Origin of the sequence: Paraburkholderia sp. EG286A, assembly GCF_040965375.1 — a bacterium.
GTDB lineage: Bacteria > Pseudomonadota > Gammaproteobacteria > Burkholderiales > Burkholderiaceae > Paraburkholderia.
On sequence record NZ_JBFRCB010000001.1, the window covers coordinates 636,878 to 660,774 of the forward strand.

General features: G+C 63.9%; 23 protein-coding genes and 1 tRNA gene. 19 read left to right on the forward strand and 5 right to left on the reverse strand.

Annotated elements, in window-relative coordinates:
* The first annotated feature begins 281 nt into the window (after positions 1-281).
* The 4 genes from AB4Y35_RS02870 (at position 282) to folE2 (ending at position 4,435) form a co-directional block, all read left to right on the forward strand.
* Positions 282-596 carry an exodeoxyribonuclease VII small subunit gene (locus AB4Y35_RS02870; protein WP_368688099.1) on the forward strand — a complete coding sequence of 105 codons (315 nt, stop codon included), beginning with the start codon at positions 282-284 and terminating at the stop codon, positions 594-596.
* Positions 593-1,474: a farnesyl diphosphate synthase gene (locus AB4Y35_RS02875; RefSeq protein WP_342918589.1), complete on the forward strand. Its 882-nt coding sequence runs from the start codon at positions 593-595 to the stop codon at positions 1,472-1,474. The genes AB4Y35_RS02870 and AB4Y35_RS02875 overlap by 4 nt, the downstream gene beginning before the upstream one ends.
* A gap of 84 nt (positions 1,475-1,558) precedes the next feature.
* A complete protein-coding gene (dxs, locus tag AB4Y35_RS02880; protein WP_368703251.1) occupies positions 1,559-3,460 on the forward strand; it encodes a 1-deoxy-D-xylulose-5-phosphate synthase in 1,902 nt (633 codons plus the stop codon).
* A gap of 168 nt (positions 3,461-3,628) precedes the next feature.
* Positions 3,629-4,435, forward strand: coding sequence for a GTP cyclohydrolase FolE2 (gene folE2 / locus AB4Y35_RS02885; protein ID WP_368688101.1), 807 nt, complete (start codon positions 3,629-3,631; stop codon positions 4,433-4,435).
* A 77-nt stretch (positions 4,436-4,512) separates the two neighbouring features.
* Here the strand turns inward: folE2 and tsaD are convergent, their stop codons facing one another.
* On the reverse strand, positions 4,513-5,541 hold the full coding sequence (gene tsaD / locus AB4Y35_RS02890) for a tRNA (adenosine(37)-N6)-threonylcarbamoyltransferase complex transferase subunit TsaD (RefSeq protein ID WP_110386183.1): 1,029 nt from the start codon (positions 5,539-5,541) through the stop codon (positions 4,513-4,515).
* Between the two features lie 169 nt (positions 5,542-5,710).
* On the opposite strand from tsaD, the gene AB4Y35_RS02895 reads away from it, so the two are divergent.
* From AB4Y35_RS02895 to dnaG, 5 genes are all read left to right on the forward strand, one after another.
* A complete protein-coding gene (locus AB4Y35_RS02895; RefSeq protein WP_342918593.1) occupies positions 5,711-6,931 on the forward strand; it encodes an NAD(P)/FAD-dependent oxidoreductase in 1,221 nt (406 codons plus the stop codon).
* A gap of 112 nt (positions 6,932-7,043) precedes the next feature.
* Entirely contained in the window at positions 7,044-7,877 is an 834-nt protein-coding gene (locus AB4Y35_RS02900) for a universal stress protein (protein ID WP_368703252.1), read from the forward strand.
* Between the two features lie 142 nt (positions 7,878-8,019).
* Entirely contained in the window at positions 8,020-8,232 is a 213-nt protein-coding gene (gene rpsU, locus AB4Y35_RS02905) for a 30S ribosomal protein S21 (RefSeq protein ID WP_013434742.1), read from the forward strand.
* 225 nt (positions 8,233-8,457) lie between these two features.
* On the forward strand, positions 8,458-8,904 hold the full coding sequence (locus AB4Y35_RS02910; RefSeq protein WP_322030263.1) for a GatB/YqeY domain-containing protein: 447 nt from the start codon (positions 8,458-8,460) through the stop codon (positions 8,902-8,904).
* 131 nt (positions 8,905-9,035) lie between these two features.
* Positions 9,036-10,913, forward strand: a complete 1,878-nt coding sequence (gene dnaG / locus AB4Y35_RS02915; RefSeq protein ID WP_368703253.1) for a DNA primase — start codon at positions 9,036-9,038, stop codon at positions 10,911-10,913.
* A 36-nt stretch (positions 10,914-10,949) separates the two neighbouring features.
* Here the strand turns inward: dnaG and AB4Y35_RS02920 are convergent, their stop codons facing one another.
* Complete coding sequence (locus AB4Y35_RS02920) at positions 10,950-11,174, reverse strand: hypothetical protein (protein ID WP_368703254.1); 225 nt, start codon at positions 11,172-11,174, stop codon at positions 10,950-10,952.
* Positions 11,175-11,208: 34 nt separating this feature from the next.
* Here AB4Y35_RS02920 and rpoD point away from each other — a divergent pair, with 34 nt between their 5' ends.
* From rpoD to AB4Y35_RS02950, 6 genes are all read left to right on the forward strand, one after another.
* Positions 11,209-13,464 (forward strand): RNA polymerase sigma factor RpoD, encoded by a 2,256-nt coding sequence (gene rpoD, locus AB4Y35_RS02925; RefSeq protein WP_368703255.1) that lies wholly within the window; start codon positions 11,209-11,211, stop codon positions 13,462-13,464.
* 167 nt (positions 13,465-13,631) lie between these two features.
* Positions 13,632-13,719 (forward strand) — tRNA-Ile (locus AB4Y35_RS02930).
* A 355-nt stretch (positions 13,720-14,074) separates the two neighbouring features.
* The gene (locus tag AB4Y35_RS02935; RefSeq protein ID WP_368703256.1) at positions 14,075-15,232 is read left to right on the forward strand and encodes a CaiB/BaiF CoA transferase family protein; all 1,158 of its coding nucleotides are present in this window, start codon (positions 14,075-14,077) and stop codon (positions 15,230-15,232) included.
* Between the two features lie 119 nt (positions 15,233-15,351).
* On the forward strand, positions 15,352-16,653 hold the full coding sequence (locus AB4Y35_RS02940) for a CitMHS family transporter (protein WP_368703257.1): 1,302 nt from the start codon (positions 15,352-15,354) through the stop codon (positions 16,651-16,653).
* Positions 16,654-16,688: 35 nt separating this feature from the next.
* Complete coding sequence (locus AB4Y35_RS02945) at positions 16,689-17,855, forward strand: acyl-CoA dehydrogenase family protein (RefSeq protein ID WP_368703258.1); 1,167 nt, start codon at positions 16,689-16,691, stop codon at positions 17,853-17,855.
* Positions 17,856-17,923: 68 nt separating this feature from the next.
* Entirely contained in the window at positions 17,924-18,676 is a 753-nt protein-coding gene (locus AB4Y35_RS02950) for an IclR family transcriptional regulator (RefSeq protein WP_368703259.1), read from the forward strand.
* A gap of 60 nt (positions 18,677-18,736) precedes the next feature.
* Here AB4Y35_RS02950 and AB4Y35_RS02955 read toward each other — a convergent pair whose 3' ends face one another.
* A complete protein-coding gene (locus AB4Y35_RS02955) occupies positions 18,737-18,955 on the reverse strand; it encodes a hypothetical protein (protein WP_069266156.1) in 219 nt (72 codons plus the stop codon).
* Between the two features lie 239 nt (positions 18,956-19,194).
* On the opposite strand from AB4Y35_RS02955, the gene AB4Y35_RS02960 reads away from it, so the two are divergent.
* Both AB4Y35_RS02960 and AB4Y35_RS02965 read left to right on the forward strand, forming a co-directional pair.
* Positions 19,195-19,371 carry a hypothetical protein gene (locus AB4Y35_RS02960; protein WP_368688111.1) on the forward strand — a complete coding sequence of 59 codons (177 nt, stop codon included), beginning with the start codon at positions 19,195-19,197 and terminating at the stop codon, positions 19,369-19,371.
* Between the two features lie 11 nt (positions 19,372-19,382).
* A complete protein-coding gene (locus AB4Y35_RS02965; protein WP_368688426.1) occupies positions 19,383-19,562 on the forward strand; it encodes a hypothetical protein in 180 nt (59 codons plus the stop codon).
* Positions 19,563-19,581: 19 nt separating this feature from the next.
* Here the strand turns inward: AB4Y35_RS02965 and AB4Y35_RS02970 are convergent, their stop codons facing one another.
* Complete coding sequence (locus AB4Y35_RS02970; RefSeq protein ID WP_342918612.1) at positions 19,582-19,794, reverse strand: hypothetical protein; 213 nt, start codon at positions 19,792-19,794, stop codon at positions 19,582-19,584.
* Positions 19,795-20,143: 349 nt separating this feature from the next.
* On the opposite strand from AB4Y35_RS02970, the gene AB4Y35_RS02975 reads away from it, so the two are divergent.
* Positions 20,144-20,680: a Uma2 family endonuclease gene (locus AB4Y35_RS02975; RefSeq protein ID WP_368703260.1), complete on the forward strand. Its 537-nt coding sequence runs from the start codon at positions 20,144-20,146 to the stop codon at positions 20,678-20,680.
* Positions 20,681-20,729: 49 nt separating this feature from the next.
* Here the strand turns inward: AB4Y35_RS02975 and AB4Y35_RS02980 are convergent, their stop codons facing one another.
* Positions 20,730-22,064 carry a D-amino acid dehydrogenase gene (locus AB4Y35_RS02980; protein ID WP_368703261.1) on the reverse strand — a complete coding sequence of 445 codons (1,335 nt, stop codon included), beginning with the start codon at positions 22,062-22,064 and terminating at the stop codon, positions 20,730-20,732.
* Positions 22,065-22,475: 411 nt separating this feature from the next.
* On the opposite strand from AB4Y35_RS02980, the gene AB4Y35_RS02985 reads away from it, so the two are divergent.
* Positions 22,476-23,588, forward strand: coding sequence for an alkene reductase (locus AB4Y35_RS02985; RefSeq protein WP_368703262.1), 1,113 nt, complete (start codon positions 22,476-22,478; stop codon positions 23,586-23,588).
* The last annotated feature ends 309 nt before the right edge of the window (positions 23,589-23,897 follow it).

Here is a 23,897-nt window from a genome sequence, read left to right on the forward strand (position 1 = left end):
CAGTGAACAACCCAACCATCGAAGATTCGATTTAGGGAGCCGGCGATTATACCCGGTTACCCCGTCATGGGGTAGCTAAGTGACTGATTTTTGCCAAAATTACACCGGAAAGACGGCAGGAATTCAGGAAATATGAGACAAAGGCACGGGTAATCGGGCCTTCTGGAACCGATTTGTACTGGCCCCGAGCGTGTGGTCGAGAGGGTACACAAGCCGGGGAGCGGGTCGAAAGGGACCTTTTGCCGTAGAATGTCCGCCTTGTTTCATTCTGGCGACGACTCATGGCGAAATCCGCATCGAAAGACCGCGCTGGCGCGGGCGAAAGCGCAGCCGGGCTGGCCGAGGGCGAAGCCCTGCCCGAGAGCTACGAGGCGGCGCTGGCGGAGCTCGACGGGCTCGTTGCACGCATGGAAGGCGGCAGCCTGAGCCTGGAAGAATCGCTTGCAGCCTACCGCCGTGGCGCGGCGCTCGTGCGCTTTTGCCAGCAGCAGCTCGAAAAGGTTGAACAACAGGTGCGCGTGCTCGACGGCGAGACGCTGCGGCCCGTGCCCCTCAATACGACAGACTCCGCAGCGGGCGGAGACGACGATCTATGACATTTGACCAATGGACCCGGCAGGTACTCGACCGGGTCGAAAGCGCGCTCGATCACTATTTGCCGGCTGCCGACGTGCTGCCGGCGCCGCTGCATGACGCCATGCGTTATGCCGTGATGGGCGGCGGCAAGCGGGTGCGTCCGCTCCTGTGCCACGCGGCGGGCGAACTCACGAACGCCACGCCGGAAGCGCTCGACGCGGCGGCCTGCGCGCTCGAAATGATCCACGTCTACTCGCTCGTGCACGACGACATGCCGTGCATGGACGACGACGACATGCGTCGCGGCAAACCCACCGTACACGTCAAATATGACGAACCGACGGCGCTGCTGGTGGGCGATGCGCTGCAGTCGCAAGCCTTCGTCACGCTGACCTCGGAAGTGCTCGGTGCCCAGCACCAGGCATCGCTCGTGCGCGAACTCGCGCTGGCCAGCGGCTCGATCGGCATGGCCGGCGGCCAGGCCATCGACCTCGCGAGCGTGGGCCATTCGCTCACCCGCGAGCAACTCGAAACGATGCACCGCCTGAAGACCGGCGCGCTTCTGCGCGCCGCGGTCCGCATGGGCGCGCTGGCGGGCGAGACGCCTTCGGCGCAAAGCCTTGCCGCGCTCGACAAATACGCGGCGGCCGTGGGTCTCGCTTTTCAGGTGGTGGACGACATTCTCGACGTCACCGCCGACTCCGCAACGCTCGGCAAGACCGCGGGCAAGGACGCGAAGGACGGCAAGCCGACCTACGTGTCGATTATCGGTCTTGATGCATCGCGTGCGCTCGCGCAGCAGTTGCGCGCCGACGCGCACGCGGCGCTCGAACCGTTCGGCGCGCGCGCTCAGCGCCTCGCCGAACTCGCTGACCTGGTGGTGAACCGGGTGAGCTGACCGCGCAACCCGCCCACGCGCATGAAACGGAAGTAATGCGCAGAAAAAGTGCGGGAGCGCCAGTTTTCCTACAATGGAACGACGATGTACGACTTGCTGAAAACCATTGACGACCCGGCGGATTTGCGCCGCCTTGATCGCCGCCAGTTGCAACCGCTTGCCGACGAACTGCGTGCCTTCGTTCTCGAAAGCGTCTCGCAGACGGGCGGCCACCTGTCGTCCAACCTCGGTACGGTCGAACTGACGATCGCGCTGCACTACGTGTTCGACACGCCGCGCGACCGCATCGTCTGGGACGTGGGCCATCAGACCTATCCGCACAAGATCCTGACGGGCCGCCGCGACCAGATGTCGACGCTGCGCCAGCTCGGCGGCATTTCGGGCTTCCCGAAACGCGACGAGTCGCCGTACGACACGTTCGGCACCGCGCACTCGAGCACGTCGATTTCGGCGGCGCTCGGCATGGCTGTCGCGAGCAAGCTCAAGGGCGACAACGCCATGGGCATCGCCGTGATCGGCGACGGCGCGATGACGGCCGGCATGGCCTTCGAGGCACTGAACAACGGCGGCGTGGAAGACGACGTGCCGCTGCTCGTCATCCTCAACGACAACGACATGTCGATTTCGCCGCCGGTGGGCGCGCTCAATCGCCATCTCGCGCGCCTCATGTCGGGCCGCTTCTACGCCGCCGCACGCGCGGGCGTGGAGCGCGTGCTGCGCCATGCGCCGCCGGTGCTCGACCTCGCGCGCAAGCTCGAAGAGCACGCGAAGGGCATGATCGTGCCGGCTACGCTGTTCGAGGAATTCGGCTTCAACTACATCGGGCCGATCGACGGCCACGATCTGGATTCGCTGATCCCGACGCTGCAGAACATCAAGGAACTGCGCGGCCCGCAATTCCTGCACGTCGTGACGAAGAAAGGCCAGGGCTACAAGCTCGCCGAAGCCGACCCGGTCCTGTACCACGGTCCCGGCAAGTTCAACCCGGCCGAAGGCATCAAGCCGTCGACAACGCCCGCCAAGAAGACCTACACGCAAGTGTTCGGCGAGTGGCTGTGCGACGCGGCCGAACTCGACCAGCGCGTGATCGGCATCACGCCGGCCATGCGCGAAGGCTCGGGCCTCGTGGAGTTCGAAAAGCGCTTCCCGGACCGCTACTACGACGTCGGCATCGCCGAGCAGCACGCCGTGACGTTCGCGGGCGGTCTCGCAGCCGAGGGCCTGAAGCCCGTGGTCGCGATCTACTCGACCTTCCTGCAGCGCGCGTATGACCAGCTGATTCACGACGTGGCGCTGCAGAACCTGCCGGTCGTGTTCGCGATCGACCGCGCGGGCCTCGTCGGCGCGGACGGCGCGACGCACGCGGGCGCGTACGACCTCGCGTTCATGCGCTGCATCCCGAACATGATGGTCATGGCGGCGTCGGACGAAAACGAGTGCCGCCAGATGCTCTACACGGCGCTCCAGCAAGACTGCCCGACGGCCGTGCGCTACCCGCGCGGTGCGGGCACGGGCGTGGCGACCGTCAAGCAGATGGCCGCGCTGCCGGTGGGCAAGGGCGAAGTCCGCCGCGAGAGCAACGCGCCGGCAGGCAGCCGCATCGCGATCCTCGCGTTCGGCACGATGGTTGCGCCGTCGCTCAAGGCCGCCGAGGAACTGGACGCCACCGTGGCGAACATGCGCTTCGTGAAGCCGCTCGACGCGGACCTCGTGAAGCAGCTCGCCGAAACGCACGACTATCTCGTGACCGTCGAGGAAGGCTGCATCATGGGCGGCGCCGGTTCGGCCTGCGTGGAAGCCCTCCTTGAAAGTGGGGTTATCAAGCCCGTACTACAATTGGGCCTCCCCGACCGCTTCATCGACCATGGCGACCCGGCGAAGCTGCTGGCGGGCTGTGGGCTCGACGCAGCAGGCATCGCGAAGTCGATTCGCGAGCGCTTTCTCGACAAGGCAGTGTCCGGCAAGTCGGTGATGCGCGTTGCCTGAGGTCGATTGAGATCGCGATAGTTTGATTGGTGCGTCGCCCTCGCGGCAGCCCAATTCACATTTGAACTGGCGGGCGGGTTTCCTACCCGGCTTTCCGCCAGCAAACGCCGGCTCATGCCGGCGTTTGTTATTTGCGCGCCGCCTATGGCGCGGCTTGAGGATAAGAACATGAATCAGATGAACCCGGCCTTCGTGATGCCGGACGTCCAAAGCTCCGTCGATACCCGTCAGATCGTGATCCAGCGCGTCGGCGTGAAGGCCGTGCGCCATCCGCTCACGGTGAAGACGGCCGCGGGCGACGTCCAGCCGAGCGTCGGCACGTGGAATCTCGACGTTCATCTGCCGGCCGACCAGAAGGGCACGCACATGTCGCGCTTCGTCGCGCTGCTCGAAGAGAACAAGGCGCCGCTCGAACCCGCCACGTTCCGCGCGATGCTGGCCGCGATGCTCGCGAAGCTCGAATCGCAGGCGGGCCGTATCGAAGTGACGTTCCCGTACTTCGTGAAGAAAGTGGCGCCGGTGTCGGGCGTGGAAAGTCTGCTGGACTACGAAGTGACGCTCACGGGCGACGTGCGCAACGGGCAGACGCGCCTGTTCCTCAAGGTGCTCGTGCCCGTGACGAGCCTGTGCCCGTGCTCGAAGAAGATCTCGCAATACGGCGCGCACAACCAGCGCTCGCACGTGACGATGAACGTCGAGTTCGAAGGCGATCTGCCGGTGGAAGACCTCGTTCGCATCGCCGAACAAGAGGCGTCGTGCGAGCTGTGGGGCCTGCTCAAGCGTCCGGACGAGAAGTTCGTGACCGAGCGCGCGTATGAGAACCCCAAGTTCGTCGAAGACCTCGTGCGCGATGTCGCCGTGCGACTGAACGCCGATGCGCGCGTGATCGCCTATACGCTCGAAGCCGAAAACTTCGAGTCGATCCACAATCACAGCGCCTACGCCGTGATCGAGCACGACAAGCGCGCCGCGTAAAGCGGGCCGCACAGGTTGCGTCGTCAACAAAAAAGCCGCCCTTGGGCGGCTTTTTTGCTTCTGCGGCGGCAAACGGCTTACTGCTGCGCGAGCGAGGTCAGATCCCAGCGCGGCTTCACCGTGAACGCGTAGTCGCGCGTGGCCTGCTCGGGCCAGCGCGCGAGGCGCAGCGCGCCCGCGAGCGCGATCATCGCGCCGTTGTCGGTGCACAGCGACAGGTCCGGGTAATGCACTTCGAAGCCGCGCTTTTGCGCCGCCGCCGAAAGCGTCTCGCGCAACTGCTTGTTCGCGCCCACGCCGCCCGCCACCACGAGGCGCTTCATCTTCGTGCGCTTGAGCGCGGCGAGCGATTTCGCGGCCAGCACCTCGACGGCTGCATCGACGAAACCGCGCGCGATGTCGGCCTTGCCCTGCTCGCAGATGTTCGTGCCGAGTTTCTTCACTTGCGTGAGCACAGCCGTTTTGAGGCCGCTGAAGCTGAAGTCGAGATCGCCCGAATGCAGCATCGGACGCGGCAGTTCGACCGCGCCCGGCGTGCCGAACTCGGCGAGGCGCGAGACTTCCGGGCCGCCCGGATAGCCGAGGCCGAGCAGCTTGGCCGTTTTGTCGAAGGCTTCGCCGGCGGCGTCGTCGAGCGTCTCGCCGAGGGTTTCGTAGACGCCCACGTCGGTCACGCGCATCAGTTGCGTATGGCCGCCCGACACGAGCAGCGCGACGAACGGAAACGGCGGCGGCGCATCGACCAGCAGCGGCGAAAGCAGGTGCCCTTCGAGGTGGTGAATCCCCACGGTCGGCCGGTTCCAGGCCATGGCGAGCGCATTGGCGATGCTCGCGCCCACGAGCAGCGCGCCGGCGAGGCCGGGGCCTTGCGTGAAGGCGATGGCGTCGATGTCGCTTTTCGCCGCGCCGCTCTTCGCGAGCACTTCTTCGAGCAGCGGCAGCGCGCGGCGGATATGGTCGCGCGAGGCCAGCTCCGGCACGACGCCGCCGTACTCGCGGTGCATGGCGATCTGCGAGTGCAGCGCGTGCGCGAGCAGGCCGCGCTCGCTGTCGTAGAGCGCGAGGCCGGTTTCGTCGCAGGAGCTTTCGATGCCGAGAACGAGCATGATGTGGGGCAGGGCAACGGGATTGCGCGGCACGAGCCGCCAAAAACCGTCGCTAAATCAAGAATTAACAGAACATAAAAGTATAGCAGCGTGCGTCGTAGCCGGTTGAGGGCGGCAAGCGGCGCTCCCCGCGGACAAGCCCCGCCGCCGCGCAGGTAGAATGCGCGCCATGGAATCTTTCGACATCGCCGTGATCGGCGCAGGGGCGGCCGGCATGATGTGCGCGGCGGTGGCGGGCCAGCAGGGCCGCCGCGTGGCGCTGATCGACCACGCGCCGCGCCTCGCGGAAAAAATCCGCATCTCGGGTGGGGGGCGCTGCAACTTCACGAACCTGCAGGCGAGCCCGGCCAACTATCTCTCTCACAACCCGCATTTCTGCCGGTCGGCGCTGGCGCGCTACACGCCGCGCGACTTCCTCGCGCTGCTGCGCCAGCATCGCGTGACCTGGCACGAAAAGCACAAGGGCCAGCTTTTCTGCGACCAGTCGAGCGAGGCGATCATCGACGTCCTGCGCGCCGAGTGCGACGCGGGCCAGGTGGCGTGGCGCCGGCCGCTGCCGGTGGAAGCGGTGAGCCACGCCGACGGCGCGGGCTTCACGCTCGGCACGCCACAGGGCGAGATCCGCGCGAAAGCGCTGGTGATCGCGACGGGCGGCCTGTCGATCCCAAAGATCGGCGCGACCGACTTCGCGTATCGCATCGCGAAGCAGTTCGGCCACAAGCTCATCGACACGCGCCCCGCGCTCGTGCCGCTCACGTTCGCGCAGGACGAGTGGGCGCCCTATGTGCCGCTCGCGGGCGTTTCGCTCGAAGTCCACGTGGCGACGGGCGAGCGCAAGACCGGCGGCGCGTTCGACGAGGACCTGCTCTTCACGCATCGCGGCCTTTCCGGTCCCGGCGTCCTGCAGATTTCGAGCTTCTGGCAGCCGGGCCAGCCGATCCGCGTGAACCTGCTGCCCGAGCACGATCCGGGGGCGGCGCTGATCGAAGCCAAGGGCGCGACGAAACGCCAGATCGGCAACCTGCTCGCCGAGTGGGTGCCGGCACGCCTCGCACACGTGTGGCTGGAGGCGCATCAGGTGAAGGCCGACGCGCGGATCGCCGATCTGCCCGATAAAACGCTGCGCAAGATCGGCGAAGGGCTTGCCCAGTGGACGCTCACCCCCACGGGCACCGAAGGCTACAAGAAGGCCGAAGTCACGCGCGGCGGCGTGGACACGCGCGAGCTCTCGTCGGCGACGATGATGAGCCAGCGCGTGCCGGGCCTCTATTTCATAGGCGAAGCCGTGGACGTGACGGGCTGGCTCGGCGGCTACAACTTCCAGTGGGCCTGGGCCTCGGGCGTCGCGGCCGGGGAAGCCGCCGCCGAATATTCGCTGGGCGCTGGCTGATTTTCTGACCGATACGCCGTGCCGAATCTCTCGCGGTTGACCCCTGTCATTGTTGGCTCGGCGTCCGAGGTTCACGCTTGAATGCCTGACCCACGAGGAAAAGGAACGAAACGTGAATCGAGAGGAACAGCAGCACAGCGTGCAAATGCGCGGGCCCCTGCGGCGAATCATGATTGCCGTGGACGATTCGAAGGCATCGACGCAGGCACTGCGTTTCGCGTCGCGCGTGGTGCCGCGCGACGCCCAGGTGCGTATCGTCTGCGCGGCCGAACAGCCGGATGCGTGGAATGCGGGCGGCGCTTACACCGCGGGCGATGCGTGGATGACGGGCGCGCTCAACGCGGCGCGCGACTGGCAGGCCGACATGCTGGTGGTCGGCACGCGGCACCAGGGGCGCATGAAGCGCTGGGTCGACGGATCGGTTTCGGGCGCGCTCGCGGTTTGCGCGCCTTGCCCGCTGCTGGTCGTGCCCGTGGAGTACGAAGAAACGAACGGTCACGCGCCGCTCGCCCGTATTCTGCTGGCGACGGACGGCAGCCCGGCCTCGGCGCAGGCGATCGACGCGGCGTTGCGGTTGGCCGAGCCGCAAGCCACGTTGCGCGCGGTTTATGTCGTCGATCGCAGCAGCGTGGCCGGCGACCCGGTGCCCGGTTCGGTGCTGGAAGATGCGCTCGCCGACCTGGGGCGCAAGGCGCTGGCCAGCGCACACACGCAGCTCGACGTGTCAGGCCGCGCCTATGAAACGGCGCTCGTGGCCACCGGGCGCATGCGCGACGACGTTGCCCACACCGTGTTGCGCGACGCGCGGGACTGGCAGGCCGATCTCGTCGCGCTCGGCACGCAGGGCCGGCGGGGTGTCGCGCGCTGGCTGCTCGGCAGCGTCGCCCAGCGTGCCATCGAGATCACGCATGTGCCGTTGCTGCTGGTCGGGCCGGGCGCTGCCTGATGCTGCGCAGCCCCGCCGGGGAAGGCTCTGCGGGCGGTCGGTGCGGTTGCCGGAATTGGGGTTTCCCCCCAAACCGGCACGCGATGCCCAAATCCGGAACTGCTATACTCAATCTTCTTTACCCCCGATCCGTTATTGGAAAATGACGACCATCCGCGTAAAAGAAAACGAACCCTTTGAAGTTGCCATGCGCCGCTTCAAGCGCACGATCGAGAAGAACGGTCTCCTGACCGAGCTTCGCGCGCGCGAGTTCTACGAGAAGCCCACGGCTGAACGCAAGCGCAAGAAGGCGGCGGCGGTCAAGCGCCACTTCAAGCGTCTGCGCAGCCAGATGTTGCCGAAGAAGCTGTACTGATTCCGGCGTAGCCGTGACGCGTGGCCGCGCAGTTCGAGTGTGGGCCTCGCATCAATGTCACGGCGACGTGGACAGCCGGTCCGCGGCCTCTGGTTTCATCGCGCAACGCGGCCGCCGCTGTCCTCTGGTGTGGTCGCAACCATGTCGAATTTGCGCCAACCCGCCTGGAAGCGTTTCCAGGCGGGTTTTTGCATTCCAGCAACCCCAACGTATTTCAGGTGAGTGATGAGTCTCAAAGACCAGATCAACGACGACATGAAAACCGCGATGCGTGCGCGCGAAAGCGAACGCCTCGCCACGATTCGTCTGCTGCTCGCCGCTATCAAGCAACGTGAAGTCGACGATCGCGTGACGCTCGACGACGCCGGCATCACGGCCGTCATCGACAAGATGATCAAGCAGCGCAAGGACTCGATCAGCCAGTTCGAGGCCGCGGGCCGCACCGATCTCGTCGAGAAGGAGGCCGCCGAGCTGACCGTCCTGACCGCCTACATGCCCGCGCAGCTCTCGGACGCCGAGATCGCCGCCGAAGTGCAGGCCGCCGTCGCCCAGGTGGGCGCAGCCGGCCCGCAGGACATGGGCAAGGTGATGGGCGTGCTCAAGCCGAAGCTGGCCGGGCGCGCCGACATGACGGCCGTTTCCGGGCTCGTCAAAGCCGCGCTCTCGAAGTAAGCGCACCCGGCTCGCACGCGGCACCGGCCCGGCCCAGGGCGACGCCGCGAGGCCCGTACGTCACGCGTCTGTCACGCGTATGTCACGTATAGGGCCGCGCGAGCCCCGGCTGCCCAAGCGCGCTCGCTTCGATGATTCCGCATTCGTTCCTGCAAGACCTGCTGAACCGCGTCGATATCGTCGACGTGGTGGGTCGCTACGTGCAGCTCAAGAAGGGCGGCGCGAACTTCATGGGCTTGTGTCCGTTCCACAACGAGAAGAGCCCTTCGTTCACGGTTAGTCCAACCAAGCAGTTCTATCACTGCTTCGGCTGTGGCGCGCACGGCACCGCCATCGGCTTCCTCATGGAGCACGCCGGGCTGACTTTCCCTGAAGCCGTCGAGCAACTCGCCCAGTCGGTCGGCCTGACCGTGCCGCAAGAGCCTTCGCCCATGCGTGCCGGTGGTGGGGCTGGTGCTGGCGGCGGCTATGCGCCGGCTGCCTCGAAGGCCGTCACCACTGCGCTCTCCGACGTCATGCAGACCGCCTGCGACTACTACCGCAAGCAGTTGCGCAGCGCGACCAACGCCATCCAGTACCTCAAGAAGCGCGGCCTCACGGGCGAAATCGCCGCGCGCTTCGGCCTGGGCTACGCGCCCGATGGATGGCAGAACCTCGAATCTGCGTTTACCAATTATCGCGACGACGCGCTGGTCGAGGCGGGCCTCGTGATCGTCAGCGAAAAGCAGGACGCGCAAGGCCAGGCGCGCCGCTACGACCGCTTCCGCGACCGCGTGATGTTCCCGATCCGCAACGTGAAGGGTCAGGTCATCGGCTTTGGCGGCCGCGTGCTGGACGGCGGCGAGCCGAAGTATTTGAATTCCCCGGAAACGCCGCTATTTAACAAGGGCAGCGAACTGTACGGGTTGTTCGAGGCGCGCCTCGCGATCCGGGAACAGCGCTATGTTCTGGTGGTCGAGGGGTATATGGATGTCGTCGCGCTCGCGCAGCTGGGTTTCCAGAACGCCGTGGCGACGCTCGGCACCGCGTGCACGCCGATCCACGTGCAGAAGCTCATGCGTCAGACCGACACGGTGATCTTCAGCTTCGACGGCGACTCGGCGGGCCGCCGCGCCGCGCGCCGTGCGCTCGACGCGTGCCTGCCGCACGCGGCCGATAACCGCACGATCCGCTTCCTGTTCCTGCCCCAGGAGCACGACCCGGACAGCTATGTGCGCGAATTCGGCGCCGAAGCGTTCTCGGAGCAGGTCGAGCGGGCCATGCCGCTGTCCCAGTTCATGCTCAACGAGGTGCTGGCGGACAAGGAACTGGACCAGCCGGAAGGGCGCGCCCGGGCGCTGTTCGACGCAAAGCCGCTGCTGCAGCAACTGCCGGCGAACGCCCTGCGGGCGCAGATCATGCACATGTTCGCGGACCGCCTGGACGTGCCGTTCGAGGAAGTGGCCGCGCTGTGCGAAGTCGACGCGCGCATTGCCCAGGCGGCGCGCCAGGCGCCCGCACGCAAGGACCGGCACCTCGTGACCGGTATCGAGCGCAAGGCGCTGCGCAACCTCGTGATGCACCCGCGCATCGTGCTGCAACTGGAGGAAGAGGCCGAAAAAGCGCTGATTGGACTGACGCGCCACGGCGAGCTGTTCGAGGAAGTGACTACTCACGCGCGGGCGCTGGGCGACTCGGCGGAATTTCAGCTCCTTTCGGACCTGCTGAGAAATGGGGCCAATGCTCCAACCTTCGAGGAGATTTTTCGCGAAATTCTGGACTATGATGAAAACGTTCGGGATTTGCTGATGAAAAATCCGGAAGATGGCGCTGCAGTAGAGGAGCGCCGCGAGCAGGAGCGGCTCGTGAGCGAAGAATTGACGGCGGCAATCCTGAAAATGCGGTACGACGCCTGTTGCGATCGCCTGGACGCGCTTTCGCGGCAGTCGCGACATACGCCTGAGGAACTTGCCGAATTGATGTCACTGAATCAGACGCGGGCTGACATGAAACGTCAGCTCGGTTTGTAAGGGAAGGACCGCACAGGGGGATTATTGCCCTGCGTGCTAAAATAACAGGTTTTCAGCGGTTTGTTTTTGTTTTTTCCGGGTGGGCATAATGGGTTGGGGTAATCCGTGAATGTCCAGTTTTCCAGCAAGGGGCGGAATGGCAATGGCAAAGACTACAGGCGGAAAAAAGGCAACAGGCAAGGGCTCGACGGAGCCGACCAGCAAGATCACAGAGGCCACAGTTGCCAGTTCTTCCGCCCGGTCGTCGGGCAGTGAGTCCACCAACCGTTCTGAACCGGCTACCCGGAAGAGGTCGATGACTGTTTCGGCTGCGCGAGCAGCGCCTGTCCGTGCGGCGAAAGCCGCTACGCAGCCGGCAACGAAGCGGTCCGGTTCGAGAAGTGCAAGGGAAGTGCCTGCCGTCGAGGACGATGCGGCAGAGCGCGAGGCTCAAGCATCCACGGTTCAAGAGGCTGTTGTCCAGCAGCCGCGAGTCGAGACACTAGCCGGTACGGCGAACTCCATGACGAAAAAGCTGAATGAAGTACCCGTCGATGACGACGCAAACCAGAGCGACGACAGCACCCCCGCCGCGGGCAAGGTCGAAAAGACCACCCGTGCGCGCGACCGGCGAGCGAAGGAAAAGGCGCTGCTGAAAGACGCATTTGCGTCGTCGCAGCCCGGCACCGTCGAGGAGCTCGAGGAGCGCCGCACGAAGCTGCGTGCGCTCATCAAGCTCGGCAAGGAGCGCGGCTTCCTCACCTATGCGGAAATCAACGATCACCTTCCGGACAACTTCACGGAAACCGAGGCGATCGAAGGCATCATCAGCACGTTCAACGACATGGGCGTGGCCGTCTACGAGCAGGCGCCCGACGCCGAAACGCTGCTGCTCAACGACAACGCGCCCAACGCTTCCTCGGACGACGAAGTGGAAGAGGAAGCGGAAGTCGCGCTCTCCACCGTCGACTCCGAATTTGGCCGCACGACCGACCCGGTGCGCATGTACATGCGCGAAATGGGCACGGTCGAGCTCCTCACGCGCGAGGGCGAAATCGAAATCGCCAAGCGCATTGAAGACGGCCTCAAGCACATGGTCATGGCGATCTCCGCCTGCCCGACCACCATTGCCGACATCCTCGCCATGGCCGAACGCGTGGCGAACGACGAGATTCGCGTGGACGAGCTCGTCGACGGCCTGATCGATCCGAACGCCGAAGACACCGACGGCTTCAACGCCAAGGAAGCGGAAGAGATCGAAAACGAGGACGAAGAGGAAGAGGCCGAAGAGGAAGAAGAAGAGGAGGAGGAAGAGGACGACGGCGCGGCGCAGGCGACGGCCAACGCGGCGCAGCTCGAAGCGCTCAAGCGTGCCTCGCTCGAAAAGTTCGCGCTCATCAGCGAGTGGTTCGACAAGATGCGCCGCGCGTTCGAGAAGGAAGGCTACAAGTCGAAGTCTTACCTCAAGGCGCAGGAAACCATCCAGAACGAGCTGATGTCGATCCGCTTCACGGCGCGTACCGTCGAGCGCCTGTGCGACACGCTGCGTGCGCAGGTGGACGAAGTGCGCCAGGTCGAACGCCAGATTCTTCACACGGTCGTGGACAAGTGCGGCATGCCGCGCTCGGAGTTCATCGCGCGTTTCCCGGGCAATGAAACCGACCTCGAATGGTCGGAGAAGATCGTCGGCGAGAGCCATGCGTATAGCGGCATCCTCTCGCGCAACATTCCGGCCATTCGCGAACAGCAGCAGCGCCTGCTCGATCTGCAGGCGCGCGTGGTGCTGCCGCTCAAGGACCTGAAGGAAACCAACCGCCAGATGGCGGCCGGCGAACTCAAGGCGCGCCAGGCGAAGCGCGAGATGACCGAGGCGAACCTGCGTCTCGTGATCTCGATTGCGAAGAAGTACACGAACCGTGGCCTGCAGTTCCTCGACCTGATCCAGGAAGGCAACATCGGCCTGATGAAGGCGGTGGACAAGTTCGAATATCGTCGCGGCTACAAGTTCTCGACCTACGCGACGTGGTGGATCCGTCAGGCCATCACGCGCTCGATCGCGGACCAGGCGCGCACGATCCGCATTCCGGTTCACATGATCGAAACGATCAACAAGATGAACCGCATTTCGCGGCAGATCCTGCAGGAAACCGGTCTCGAGCCGGATCCGGCAACGCTCGCCGAGAAGATGGAAATGCCGGAGGACAAGATCCGCAAGATCATGAAGATCGCGAAGGAGCCGATCTCCATGGAAACGCCGATCGGCGACGACGACGATTCGCATCTGGGCGACTTCATCGAGGACAACAACACGGTGGCGCCTGCCGACGCCGCGCTGCACGCCTCGATGCGCGATGTCGTGAAGGATGTGCTCGACTCGCTCACGCCGCGCGAGGCGAAGGTGCTGCGCATGCGCTTCGGTATCGAAATGAGCACCGATCACACGCTCGAAGAGGTGGGCAAGCAGTTCGACGTGACGCGCGAACGCATTCGCCAGATCGAAGCGAAGGCGCTGCGCAAGCTGCGCCACCCGAGCCGTTCGGACAAGCTCAAGTCGTTCCTTGAAGGGAATTGAGTTTGATTAGTTTTAATGCACAGAAGTCATGTGCAAGATGGCCAGGCCGACCCGCTTTCGTGTAGTATGTCGGCCTGTCGTCGAAAAGCCCGGCCTTTGGGTAGACCGGGCTTTTTTGTTGATACGTCATCGTTGTTTCGTTTTGTCGCTACGCTTCGTAGCTTCGTGGGCCGGACGCCGTGTTGGTTGCAGGCAGCGGACTCATAATCCGCCTCCGAAAGGACGTCGTGGGTTCGAACCCCACCCGGCCCACCAAGGGTTTCAGCGATTGCTGCCCTGACCGCCACCAGAACTCTCTCATCTGGTCGGCCTGAACTTTTCCCCTCGCCTTTTCGCTCTTGCCTGATTGTCCCGGGCTCACCCCTTGCCGCCGATAAAAGCCGGCAGGGCGACGGCCGTTGGCCATCCATCACCAGGGACATTCCTGGGGCGGCTTTTTGGGATCCAGCTTGACCTCGCGTATTCCTGTGTGTGAATATTCATTCACCGCAGTGAATTTTAGTGCGTGCGCTCACGTTGAGCCAGAACGCAGGACATCACCGTTCTCCACTGTCAGACACCACTTGGCAATTCACCAATCGGCATCAATCAGTCAGTAGTACAGATCGAAATGGACACTCCTTCATCTCCAGCAGCTGGATCCCTGCACGGCCTGCGCGTCGTGGACCTGTCCCGTGTTCTCGGCGGCCCCTACTGCACGCAGATTCTCGCCGACCACGGCGCAGAAGTGATCAAGATCGAGCCGCCCGGCGGCGACGAAACGCGCGGCTGGGGGCCGCCGTTCGATGGCGAGACCGCTTCGTACTTTCAGGGCGTCAATCGCAACAAGCTGGGCGTCGTGCTGGATCTCACCCAGCCGGCGGAGCGCGAACGGCTGCTCGCGCTGCTCGAAACGGCGGACGTCCTCGTCGAGAACTTCAAGATCGGCACGCTCGAGCGCTGGGGGCTCGGTTACGACACCGTGCTCGCCACGCGCTTTCCCCGGCTCGTCCACTGCCGCGTGTCCGGCTTCGGCGCGGACGGTCCGCTCGGCGCCTTGCCCGGCTATGACGCGGCGATCCAGGCGATGACCGGGCTCATGAGCGTCAACGGCGAGGCTGGCGGCGCGCCGCTGCGCGTCGGCGTGCCGATCGTCGATCTCGTGACGGGACTCAATGCGGCCCTCGGCGTCCTGATGGCGTTGCGCGAGCGCGAGGTAAGCGGGCGCGGCCAGTTCGTCGAATCCACGCTGTTCGATTGCGCGCTCTCGATCCTCCACCCGCACACGCCCAATTACTTCTATTCGGGCAAGGAGCCGCGGCGTACCGGCAACGCCCATCCGAACATTACGCCTTACGACATGTTCCACACCGGCAGCGGCGATATCTTCCTCGCGGTCGGCAACAACACGCAGTTCGCAGCGCTCTGCCGTCTGATCGATGTCGCGCACCTCGCCGACGATCCACGCTTTGCCGACAATCGCTCGCGCAGCCAGCACCGGAACGAACTGCGCGCGCAACTCGAACAACGTTTCGCCGGCTGGGATGGCCCACAGCTTGCCGACCTGCTCGTGCGCCACGGCGTGCCCTGTGCGCCGGTGCTCGGCGTGGGGGCGGCGCTCGCGCATCCGCACGTTGACCACCGCGCAATGAAGGTCGAGATGGGGACCTACCGCGGCATCGCCTCGCCGATCAAGCTGGGCCGCACGCCGGCCACTTACCGGAGCGCGCCGCCGGCACTCGACGAACACGCGGCGCAGGTCTTCGGCGAACGAACACGCGAGACCTAGCCCGCGCATCGACAGGCAGCCGGACATAACCACAACGGCGGCGCACGCAACGCCGCGCAGGAGACAGCAATGGCATCCACCCACGAGGCAAGCAGTCGTACGCACAGGGAGACCGGTTCATGCTCGCGCTAATTGGAACGCTCGCGATCATCGCCCTGTTCACGCTGATCATCACGAAGCGGCTCTCGCCGCTCGTCGCGCTGATCGCCGTGCCGATCGTCGCCGCACTCGCCGCGGGATTCGGGCTCTCCACCGCGAAATTCATTGTTCACGGGGTGCAGAACATCGGTCCGGTTGCGGGGATGTTCGTCTTTGCGATTCTTTTCTTCGGCATCCTGACGGATGCGGGCATGCTCGATCCGATCATCAACGGCGTATTGCGCGTGGTGGGCTGCCATCCTCCACGCATCGTCATGGGTTCCGCACTGCTGGCGCTGCTTATCCACCTCGATGGGTCGGGCGCCGTCACGTTCCTCGTCACACTGCCCGCGATGATGCCGCTCTATACCCGCCTCGGCCTCGACCGCCGGATTCTCGCGTGTGTCGCCTCGATGGCCGCGGGCGTCAACTTCCTTCCCTGGGTCGGGCCCATGCTGCGCGCTTCCGCGGCCCTGCATATTCCGGGCACTGTGATCTTCTATCCGATGATTCCCGTGCAGATCGTCGGCCTGGTTTTCGTGTTCGGCACGGCGTACGTGCTCGGCAAGCGCGAGGAGAAGCGCTTTGGCCTCACACGCGAGCATGCCGCCGGCATTGCCGCCACCCCGCGCGTGCTCACGCCGGAGGAACTCGCGTTGCGCCGGCCCGAGCGCTTCTGGATCAATCTGGTGCTCACGCTGGTCGTGCTCGTGACACTCGTGTCGGGCGTCGTCGATCCCATGGTCATGTTCATGATCGGCACGGTGCTGGCGCTGGTCATCAACTATCCGGATGTGAACCAGCAGCGCGAACGCGTCGACGCGCATGCGAAGGCGGCCCTGATGATGGCGAGCGTGCTGCTTGCGGCGGGGGCGTTCACGGGCATCATGACCGGCACCGGCATGCTCAATGCCATGGCCGAAGTGGTCGTGCAGCATGTGCCCGCCGATCACGCGCGCCATATGCCGTTGGTGCTGGGACTCGTTTCGATGCCGCTCAGCCTGCTGTTCGACCCCGATTCGTTTTACTTCGGCATCCTGCCGGTTCTCGCGAAGAGCGGGGAGATGCTGGGCGTGCCGTCCGTGCAGATGGCGCAGGCGGCGCTGCTCGGTCAGATGACTACCGGCTTCCCCGTCAGCCCGCTCACGCCGGCAACCTTCCTGATCGTCGGCCTGACGGGCGTGGAACTCGCCGAGCATCAGAAGTTCACGATTCCATTCCTGTTCGCCGCCACGGTGCTGATGGTGTTCACCGCGGTGCTGGTGGGCGTGTTCCCGCTGTAACACCGTATTCGTTTATGCCTTGAGAGGAAGTCCGCATGAATTTCAACCTCAATGAAGACCAGCAGTCGATCGTCGCCGCAATCGAAAAGATCTGCGAGCGCTTCGACGACAGCTACTGGCTCGAACGCGACCGCGAAGGTGGCTTCCCGCACGACTTTCACCGCGCACTCGCCGATGCCGGCTGGCTTGGTATAGCGATGTCGCCAGAGTTCGGCGGCTCGGGGCTCGGCATGACCGAGGCGGCTCTGATGATGCGCACGATCAGCGCTTCCGGCGCGGGCCTTTCGGGCGCGTCGGCCGTGCATATGAACATCTTCGGGCTCAATCCGGTGCAGGTGTTCGGCAGCGAAGCACAGAAGCAGCGGTTTCTTCCGCCGCTCATCGAGGGCCGCGACAAGGCGTGTTTCGCTGTGACCGAGCCCGACGCCGGCCTCGACACGACACACCTGAAAACCCAGGCCGTGCGCGATGGCGATCACTACGTGCTCACCGGCCGCAAGATCTGGATCTCCACAGCGCAGGTCGCGAACAAGATGCTCATCATCGCGCGCACGACGCCGCTGGACCAGGTGGCGAAGCCGACCGATGGTCTGAGCCTTTTCTATACCGACCTCGACCGCACGCGCGTCGAAGTCCGCGAGATCGAGAAGATGGGCCGCAAGGCCGTCGATTCGAACATGCTTTTCATCGACGGCCTGCGCGTGCCGGTGGACGACCGCATCGGGGAGGAGGGCAAGGGCTTCCATTATCTGCTGCATGGCCTGAATCCGGAGCGCATCCTGATCGCTTCGGAAGCGGTCGGGCTCGGCCAGGCGGCGCTGCGCCACGCAACGCAGTATGCGAAGGACCGTGTCGTGTTCGGACGTCCCATCGGGCAGAACCAGGCGATCCAGCATCCGCTCGCGCAGGCGTGGATGGCGCTCGCGGCGGCGAACCTGATGGTGATGAAGGCCGCCACGCTGTACGACGCGGGCGAGCCGTGCGGCGCCGAAGCCAACGCCGGAAAATACCTCGCCGCCGAAGCCGCGTTCCAGGCGTGCCAGACGGCCATTGCCACGCTGGGCGGCATGGGTTACGCGAAGGAATACCACGTCGAACGCTATTTGCGGGAGTGTATGATTCCAAGGCTCGCGCCCGTCAGCCCGCAATTGATCATGTGCTTCATCGCGGAGAAGGTGCTCGGGCTGCCGAAGTCTTACTGAACCGTGCAAGGGGGATCGCGCCGCCTTGCGATCGAATGCCCGACCCAAGCCCGACCCACGCCCGATCCATGGACGTCAAACTCGTTGCCCGCACGCTCGACCTGTTCGAGCTCTTCGCCGCCGAACAGAGGCCACTGGCGCTCGCCGAAATGGCGCGGCTTCTGGAGGTGCCGTCGTCGAGTTGCCTCGCGCTTGCCCGCACGCTCGTGAGCCGCGGCTATCTCTACGAAGTGCGCAAGCGGGGCGGCTACTATCCCACGCGGCGTCTGCAACTGCTCGCCAACGCGATCAATGCCGTCGATCCGGTGGTGCAAATGCTGCATCCCCGGCTTGTCGAGCTGCGCGACGCGACGGGAGAAACCATCGTGCTTGGCAAGATCCATGGCACGCAGGTCATCTATCTCGACGTGGTCGAATCGGAGAAGGCCGTGCGCTATGCCTGCGCGCCCGGGTCACTGCGCCCGTTGCATGCGAACTCGATTGGCAAGGTGATTTGCGGCGAACTCGATGCGTCGACGCGCGAAGCACTCTGCGCGAAGCTCCATTTCGAGCGATTCACGGCTGCCACGGTCGCCGACTGTGCCACGTTCATCGATCAGGTCGGCGCTGCACATGAGCGAGGCTGGTACGCGAATATCGGCGAGAGCGCGCCCGAGCTTTCGGCGGTGGCCGTCGCTCTCGATTTCGGCGGCGACCTGTACGGTCTCTCGATTGGCGGTCCGACCGAAAGGATCCGCGAGCAGCTGAGCGAGCACGTGGCGACGCTGACCACGGCGAAGCAGCAGATTCTTTTGACCTGGCAAAAAAGCGAGGCGGACTGAGCGGCAGCGTTGTGACGTTGCTGGTCGAAGTACCCAGGTGACCGGCGTTGCGCCTGCGCTTTACCCGTGCGTGTCGACCCACGCCTTTGCCCATGCGATTCCCGCGTCCTGCGCTTCTTCCTCCGAATCGAACAGGTCGAGGACGCCGGAAGTGCAGATGAGCTTGTTACCCTGGATGATGGTCCCGCCACCCGCGTAGCGCTCCGGCGTCAGCAGCTCTGCCTGTTGCGCGATGGCGTGACCCCACAAATCGTAGCCTTTGTATGTCTCTCGTTCCATCTTTCTCGTGCCCGAAGACGGGAGCCGTTGCCTATCTCGTTCTCATCTTAACTTCTCTCATCGACGAGGGCATACCGTCAAGCGCCGTGGCGGCAGCGTGCGCCGCCGAATCGCCGGCCAGGCAAGGCTTTCGACATGTCGGCGTTGTTTAAGCTCGATTTAAGTGACGCTACGTACTCTTCGAAAGAATCCTTGAGTGGACAACGACTCGAGGCATCCATAGATGCGAAGAGGTTCAAATGGTGTACCTGATTACCGATCTGACGATGGTCGAAAGCTACGGCCGCATCAAGGCTGACAGCGGCAAGGACGCGCTGGAAGCGTTTGCGCTCAGCAACGGCTTCGTCAACCTGATGGAGTTCGCCTCCGCCCGGCCCACGTTCGTCAACGACTTGATGGCTGTTCAACTGCAATAAGGAATACTGACGTGGCCATGACTTTGGGGCAGGCCCTCGTGCACGCTGAGCAGCTGGAAGTCTACGGGGTGATTTCCAGAACGGCGCAGGCGCTCATCCGGCTGAAGCAGGAGTACCGCGAGGTAGTCGGCGCGGAAAAATACGAGCAGATTATCGAGGAAGCGGGCCTGGCGCATCCGGACTCGCAGTGACCCCGGGGCGCGCCGGTCGCTACTTTTGCGACTCGAGCATGTCGAGGTTGGCTTGCGCGGTCTCCTCGGGATGCATCGAGCAGTAAGCGTCGAAGAGGGTCGAGCATAGTTGCGCGAGTGCCGCGAGATTCACAGCCTGGCCCGCATGTTCAACTTCCCCGGCGTTGAGTATGTCGTCAACGACGGGGGCGAGACGGCGCAGTCGCCGGAAAGTCTCCGCATCGATTTCCATTGCACTTCTCGTGTTCAAGCGCCAGGGCGCACTCGACAAACCCTTACGGTAACACTTCAACGACGCGCCCGCAGAATGCGACTTCGGCAAAAGCTGAATACCCGACGCTGATCTTACCCTTTGGGGCGATGTTGACGCGTTGCACAATCAAGACACACGCCAGTCAGATTCGGCCGCAGCGTCAGCATGGCGCTGAAGTGTCGGATCTTCCGATATGGCCCGATAACGGGCGCAAGATCGGATCCATCTACACTGGGTAGTTTATTGTGCAATGCACAGAAACAACGGCTTTTCACCGGCCGACAAAGGGAATACCCTTAGAGAATTCCCCTATCGGAGGCTTGTGGTTGTGTCGACTCTTCTCGAGCAGGACGGGCTGGTAGCGACCTGGCGTCGGATGCACCCCAGCGCAGATTCCGGGGCGTGGGAATGCTGTGAACTCGACGGCCGCGGTGAAGCGGTGCCGCATCCTCAACCCTCGGCACGGCGCCAGATCGTTCTCACCGACGTGTACTGCCAGATCGCCGAGCAGATCGGTCACGTGGCGGCGATGTCGGTTGCCGTGGCGACGCCGTCATTTGGCATCCGCGTACCCGACGTCGTCTGGATGCCGCCTGAAAAGTGGGAAGGGTTTGACCGGGACGATCCCGTTCCGTTTGTGCCGGATCTGTGCGTCGAGGTGCTCCTCGACCGCAAGTATGCGCATGACATCGGCGCGCGGGTCAGGGCGTACCTGGAGGGCGGCGCCCAGGAGGTCATCGTCGTCGGCCAGCGCGGAGAGCTGCAATTCTATGGCGCCAATGGACTGCGGCAAACTTCGCAGTTCGGCATCACGCTCACACTGGAGCGGATGTACTTCGAAGCGTTCGCTCCGTCTTCGCACTGATCCAAACGTGAGCGTCGGCCGACGCTCACCACTCCACCAGCAGTACTGACTAATCCAGCGCGAAATCCGCCGGGGCCTCCGGCTCCCTGGCGTAACGGAACACGTTCAAATCGTCGTGCTCGATAGCGGGCTTTCTACCTGAAATCAGGTCGGCGAGTAGCTGCGCCGAACCACACGACATGGTCCAGCCAAGCGTCCCATGGCCCGTGTTCAGGAAGAGGTTGGGCACGGCGGTGCGGCCGACAATGGGCGTGCCGTCCGGCGTCATCGGCCGCAGCCCGGTCCAGAACGTCGCCTTCGATGTATCGCCGCCGCCCGGGAACAGGTCGTTCACACACATTTCGAGTGTCTCGCGGCGGGCCTCGCGCAGGCGCTTGTCGAACCCGACGATTTCGGCCATGCCGCCCACGCGAATGCGTTTATCGAAACGCGTGATGGCGATCTTGTAGGTCTCGTCGAGGACAGTCGAGACAGGGGCGCGTGCCTCGTCCACGATAGGCGCCGTGATGGAATATCCCTTGAGCGGGTAGACCGGAATCTTCACGAGGCCTGACAGGAAGCTCGTCGAATACGAGCCAAACGCGACAACGAACGCGTCGGCGTGAATGAGCCTGGTTCCGTGACGCACGCCAACGACCTTGCAGTCTTCGACGACGAGCGTATCGACGGTCGTGTTGTAGCGGAACGTGACGCCGGCCTCCGCGGCGAGAGCGGCAAGCCGGGTCGTGAACAGTTGGCAGTCGCCTGTCTCGTCGCCGGGCAAGCGAAGACCGCCGGTCAATTTATGCGAGGCCGCGGCGAGGGCCGGCTCGGCCCGCGAGAGTTCGCTTGCAGTGAGCAACTCGTAGGGAACGTTCGCCTCTTTCAGCACGGCGATGTCCTTTGCCGCGCCGTCGTACTGCTGCTGCGTCCGGAAGACCTGCAGCGTGCCGCCGGTCCGTCCTTCGTACTGGATACCGGTTTCCGCGCGCAGCGCCATCAGGCAATCGCGGCTGTACTGCGCGAGCCGCACCATGCGGTTCTTGTTGATGGCGTAGCGCTCCGCCGTGCAGTTCTGCAGCATCTGCCACATCCACTGGAGCTGGAACTGCTTGTCCGCGTCATCCGGGCGGATGGCGAGCGGGGCATGCTTCTGGAACATCCATTTAACGGCTTTGAGCGGCACGCCAGGGGCCGCCCACGGCGCCGCGTATCCCGGAGAAATCTGCCCGGCGTTCGCGAAGCTCGTCTCTAACGCGGGACCTTGCTCGCGGTCGATGACAGTGACTTCATGACCGGCGCGCGCCAGATAGTACGCGCTCGTCACGCCGACGACCCCGCTACCCAATACCAGAACTCGCATATCCGTCGACTCCCCAGCCAGGAGGCCGCACATATCTGACAAACGCTGCCGGTATTCGATCCGGCAGCCGATGATTGAATGCTAGCGACATGCGAGCAGTTTTCAATAATGCGCACATATCTGACAAACGCTGCCGGTATTCGATCCGGCAGCCGATGATTGAATGCTAGCGACATGCGAGCAGTTTTCAATAATGTTTAGTTGGCCCTTTCTGGTTGAAATAGCCATGCCGACTGGAGGAGGCCGGATGTTTTCAAACCGGCTTCACGGCTGAGGCATTGTTTGCGAAATACGCGAACAGTATTGGAAGGAATCGGGACAAAATAATCGATGTGTGCATATACACTCTAGCCCATCGATGTCGCGGTGAAGGAAGCAAGCTCCGCGGCTTCGCCCCTGTCACGTCGGACAAGCAGTGATCGACGTGACTTCCCATCATTCTTCGGGTCAATCATGTCCAAGCTCTTTTCTGAAGTCAAAGTCGGGCCTTACACGTTCTCGCACCGCGTCGTTCTTGCACCGCTTACCCGCATGCGCGCCGAAAGCGGTGCGATTCCCGGCCCGCTGATGGCGGAGTATTACGCGCAACGCGCTTCGGCCGGCGGCTTCCTGATCGGCGAGGCCACCATCGCTGCGCCGAACGGCAACGGATACCTTGGTGCGCCTGGCCTGTACGACGATAGTCAGATTGCGGGCTGGAAGCGCGTGACCGATGCCGTCCACGCGAAAGGCGCAAAGATTTTCCTGCAGCTCTACCACGCTGGGCGCCAGTCGAATTCGGAGCTGCAACCCGACGGCGGGCGGCCCGTGGGTGCCTCGGAAGTGCTTCACGGCGGCGTCGCCTACACGGACGCCGGCTGGGTTCCGAATACGCCGAATCGCGCCCTGGAGACGGATGAAATCGCGGGCATCGTCGAGAGTTTTCGCGCGGCGGCGGCTCGCGGCGTCGCGGCCGGCTTCGACGGCGTGGAACTGCATGCCGCCAACGGCTATCTGTTCGACCAGTTCCTGCAGGACGGCAGCAACAAACGGACGGACGTCTATGGCGGTTCGTTCGAAAACCGCGCGCGCCTGTTGATGGAAGCCACCCGTGCTGTGATTTCCGTGTGGGGAAGCGACAAGGTTGCCGTGCGCCTTGGGCCGAGCGGGTCGTGGGGCGATATGTCGGATAGCGATCCTGTCGGGCTGTTCACGTATGTTGCGCAAGAACTCGCGAAGCTGAATCTCGCGTACCTGCACCTCATCGAACCCCGCATTCTCGGCAATGTCGAAAACGAGGCCGCGGATCCGGATCCGGTTGCTGCCCAGCTCATTCGCAAGCACTATGCGGGCACCATCATCGCGGCCGGCGGCTTCGACGGCGAAAAGGCCGAAGCGATTCTGCAGGCCGGCGATGCCGATCTGGTTGCATTCGGTCGTCACTTCATTGCGAATCCCGATCTTCCGGAGCGGCTCCGTCGCAAGCTGTCGCTCAACCCGTATGACCGCCCGACATTCTTTGGCGGCTCACACATCGGTTACACGGACTACCCGTTCTATCGGTCGGAGGCACAAGCGATAGCCTGAACCAGGAGGCCACCCAATTGCGCGAACTCGGCGCGATATTGGGCTCGTTTCGGGCAATTGGTTCAGCGCGTCTACGCCTACACTGTCTTTCATGGAGCGAGACGTTGGCTTCATCCCGGGATTCCCCTCCTGCGGTCGAGTTGGACCATACCGTGTACCCGTTGCAGAACAGCAGTCCGGCAGTTGTCGTCGTAGGTGGCAGAGTTGAGCGGTTAATGTCGAAGCACCATGCTGTCAAATCAATCAGGAGTGCAGGGCAACTCGTAGTTGAAGTGCAGATTATCGTGCAGTTGAAGAGCAGGGCATCAC

Bases quoted from the DNA above. Each gene is read 5' to 3' on its own strand.
- AB4Y35_RS02870 (WP_368688099.1), top strand. From the start codon at position 282: ATGGCGAAATCCGCATCGAAAGACCGCGCTGGCGCGGGCGAAAGCGCA.
- AB4Y35_RS02875 (WP_342918589.1), top strand. From the start codon at position 593: ATGACATTTGACCAATGGACCCGGCAGGTACTCGACCGGGTCGAAAGC.
- dxs (WP_368703251.1), top strand. From the start codon at position 1,559: ATGTACGACTTGCTGAAAACCATTGACGACCCGGCGGATTTGCGCCGC.
- folE2 (WP_368688101.1), top strand. From the start codon at position 3,629: ATGAATCAGATGAACCCGGCCTTCGTGATGCCGGACGTCCAAAGCTCC.
- tsaD (WP_110386183.1), bottom strand. From the start codon at position 5,541: ATGCTCGTTCTCGGCATCGAAAGCTCCTGCGACGAAACCGGCCTCGCG.
- AB4Y35_RS02895 (WP_342918593.1), top strand. From the start codon at position 5,711: ATGGAATCTTTCGACATCGCCGTGATCGGCGCAGGGGCGGCCGGCATG.
- rpsU (WP_013434742.1), top strand. From the start codon at position 8,020: ATGACGACCATCCGCGTAAAAGAAAACGAACCCTTTGAAGTTGCCATG.
- AB4Y35_RS02910 (WP_322030263.1), top strand. From the start codon at position 8,458: ATGAGTCTCAAAGACCAGATCAACGACGACATGAAAACCGCGATGCGT.
- dnaG (WP_368703253.1), top strand. From the start codon at position 9,036: ATGATTCCGCATTCGTTCCTGCAAGACCTGCTGAACCGCGTCGATATC.
- rpoD (WP_368703255.1), top strand. From the start codon at position 11,209: ATGACTGTTTCGGCTGCGCGAGCAGCGCCTGTCCGTGCGGCGAAAGCC.
- AB4Y35_RS02935 (WP_368703256.1), top strand. From the start codon at position 14,075: ATGGACACTCCTTCATCTCCAGCAGCTGGATCCCTGCACGGCCTGCGC.
- AB4Y35_RS02940 (WP_368703257.1), top strand. From the start codon at position 15,352: ATGCTCGCGCTAATTGGAACGCTCGCGATCATCGCCCTGTTCACGCTG.
- AB4Y35_RS02945 (WP_368703258.1), top strand. From the start codon at position 16,689: ATGAATTTCAACCTCAATGAAGACCAGCAGTCGATCGTCGCCGCAATC.
- AB4Y35_RS02950 (WP_368703259.1), top strand. From the start codon at position 17,924: ATGGACGTCAAACTCGTTGCCCGCACGCTCGACCTGTTCGAGCTCTTC.
- AB4Y35_RS02955 (WP_069266156.1), bottom strand. From the start codon at position 18,955: ATGGAACGAGAGACATACAAAGGCTACGATTTGTGGGGTCACGCCATC.
- AB4Y35_RS02960 (WP_368688111.1), top strand. From the start codon at position 19,195: ATGGTGTACCTGATTACCGATCTGACGATGGTCGAAAGCTACGGCCGC.
- AB4Y35_RS02970 (WP_342918612.1), bottom strand. From the start codon at position 19,794: ATGGAAATCGATGCGGAGACTTTCCGGCGACTGCGCCGTCTCGCCCCC.
- AB4Y35_RS02985 (WP_368703262.1), top strand. From the start codon at position 22,476: ATGTCCAAGCTCTTTTCTGAAGTCAAAGTCGGGCCTTACACGTTCTCG.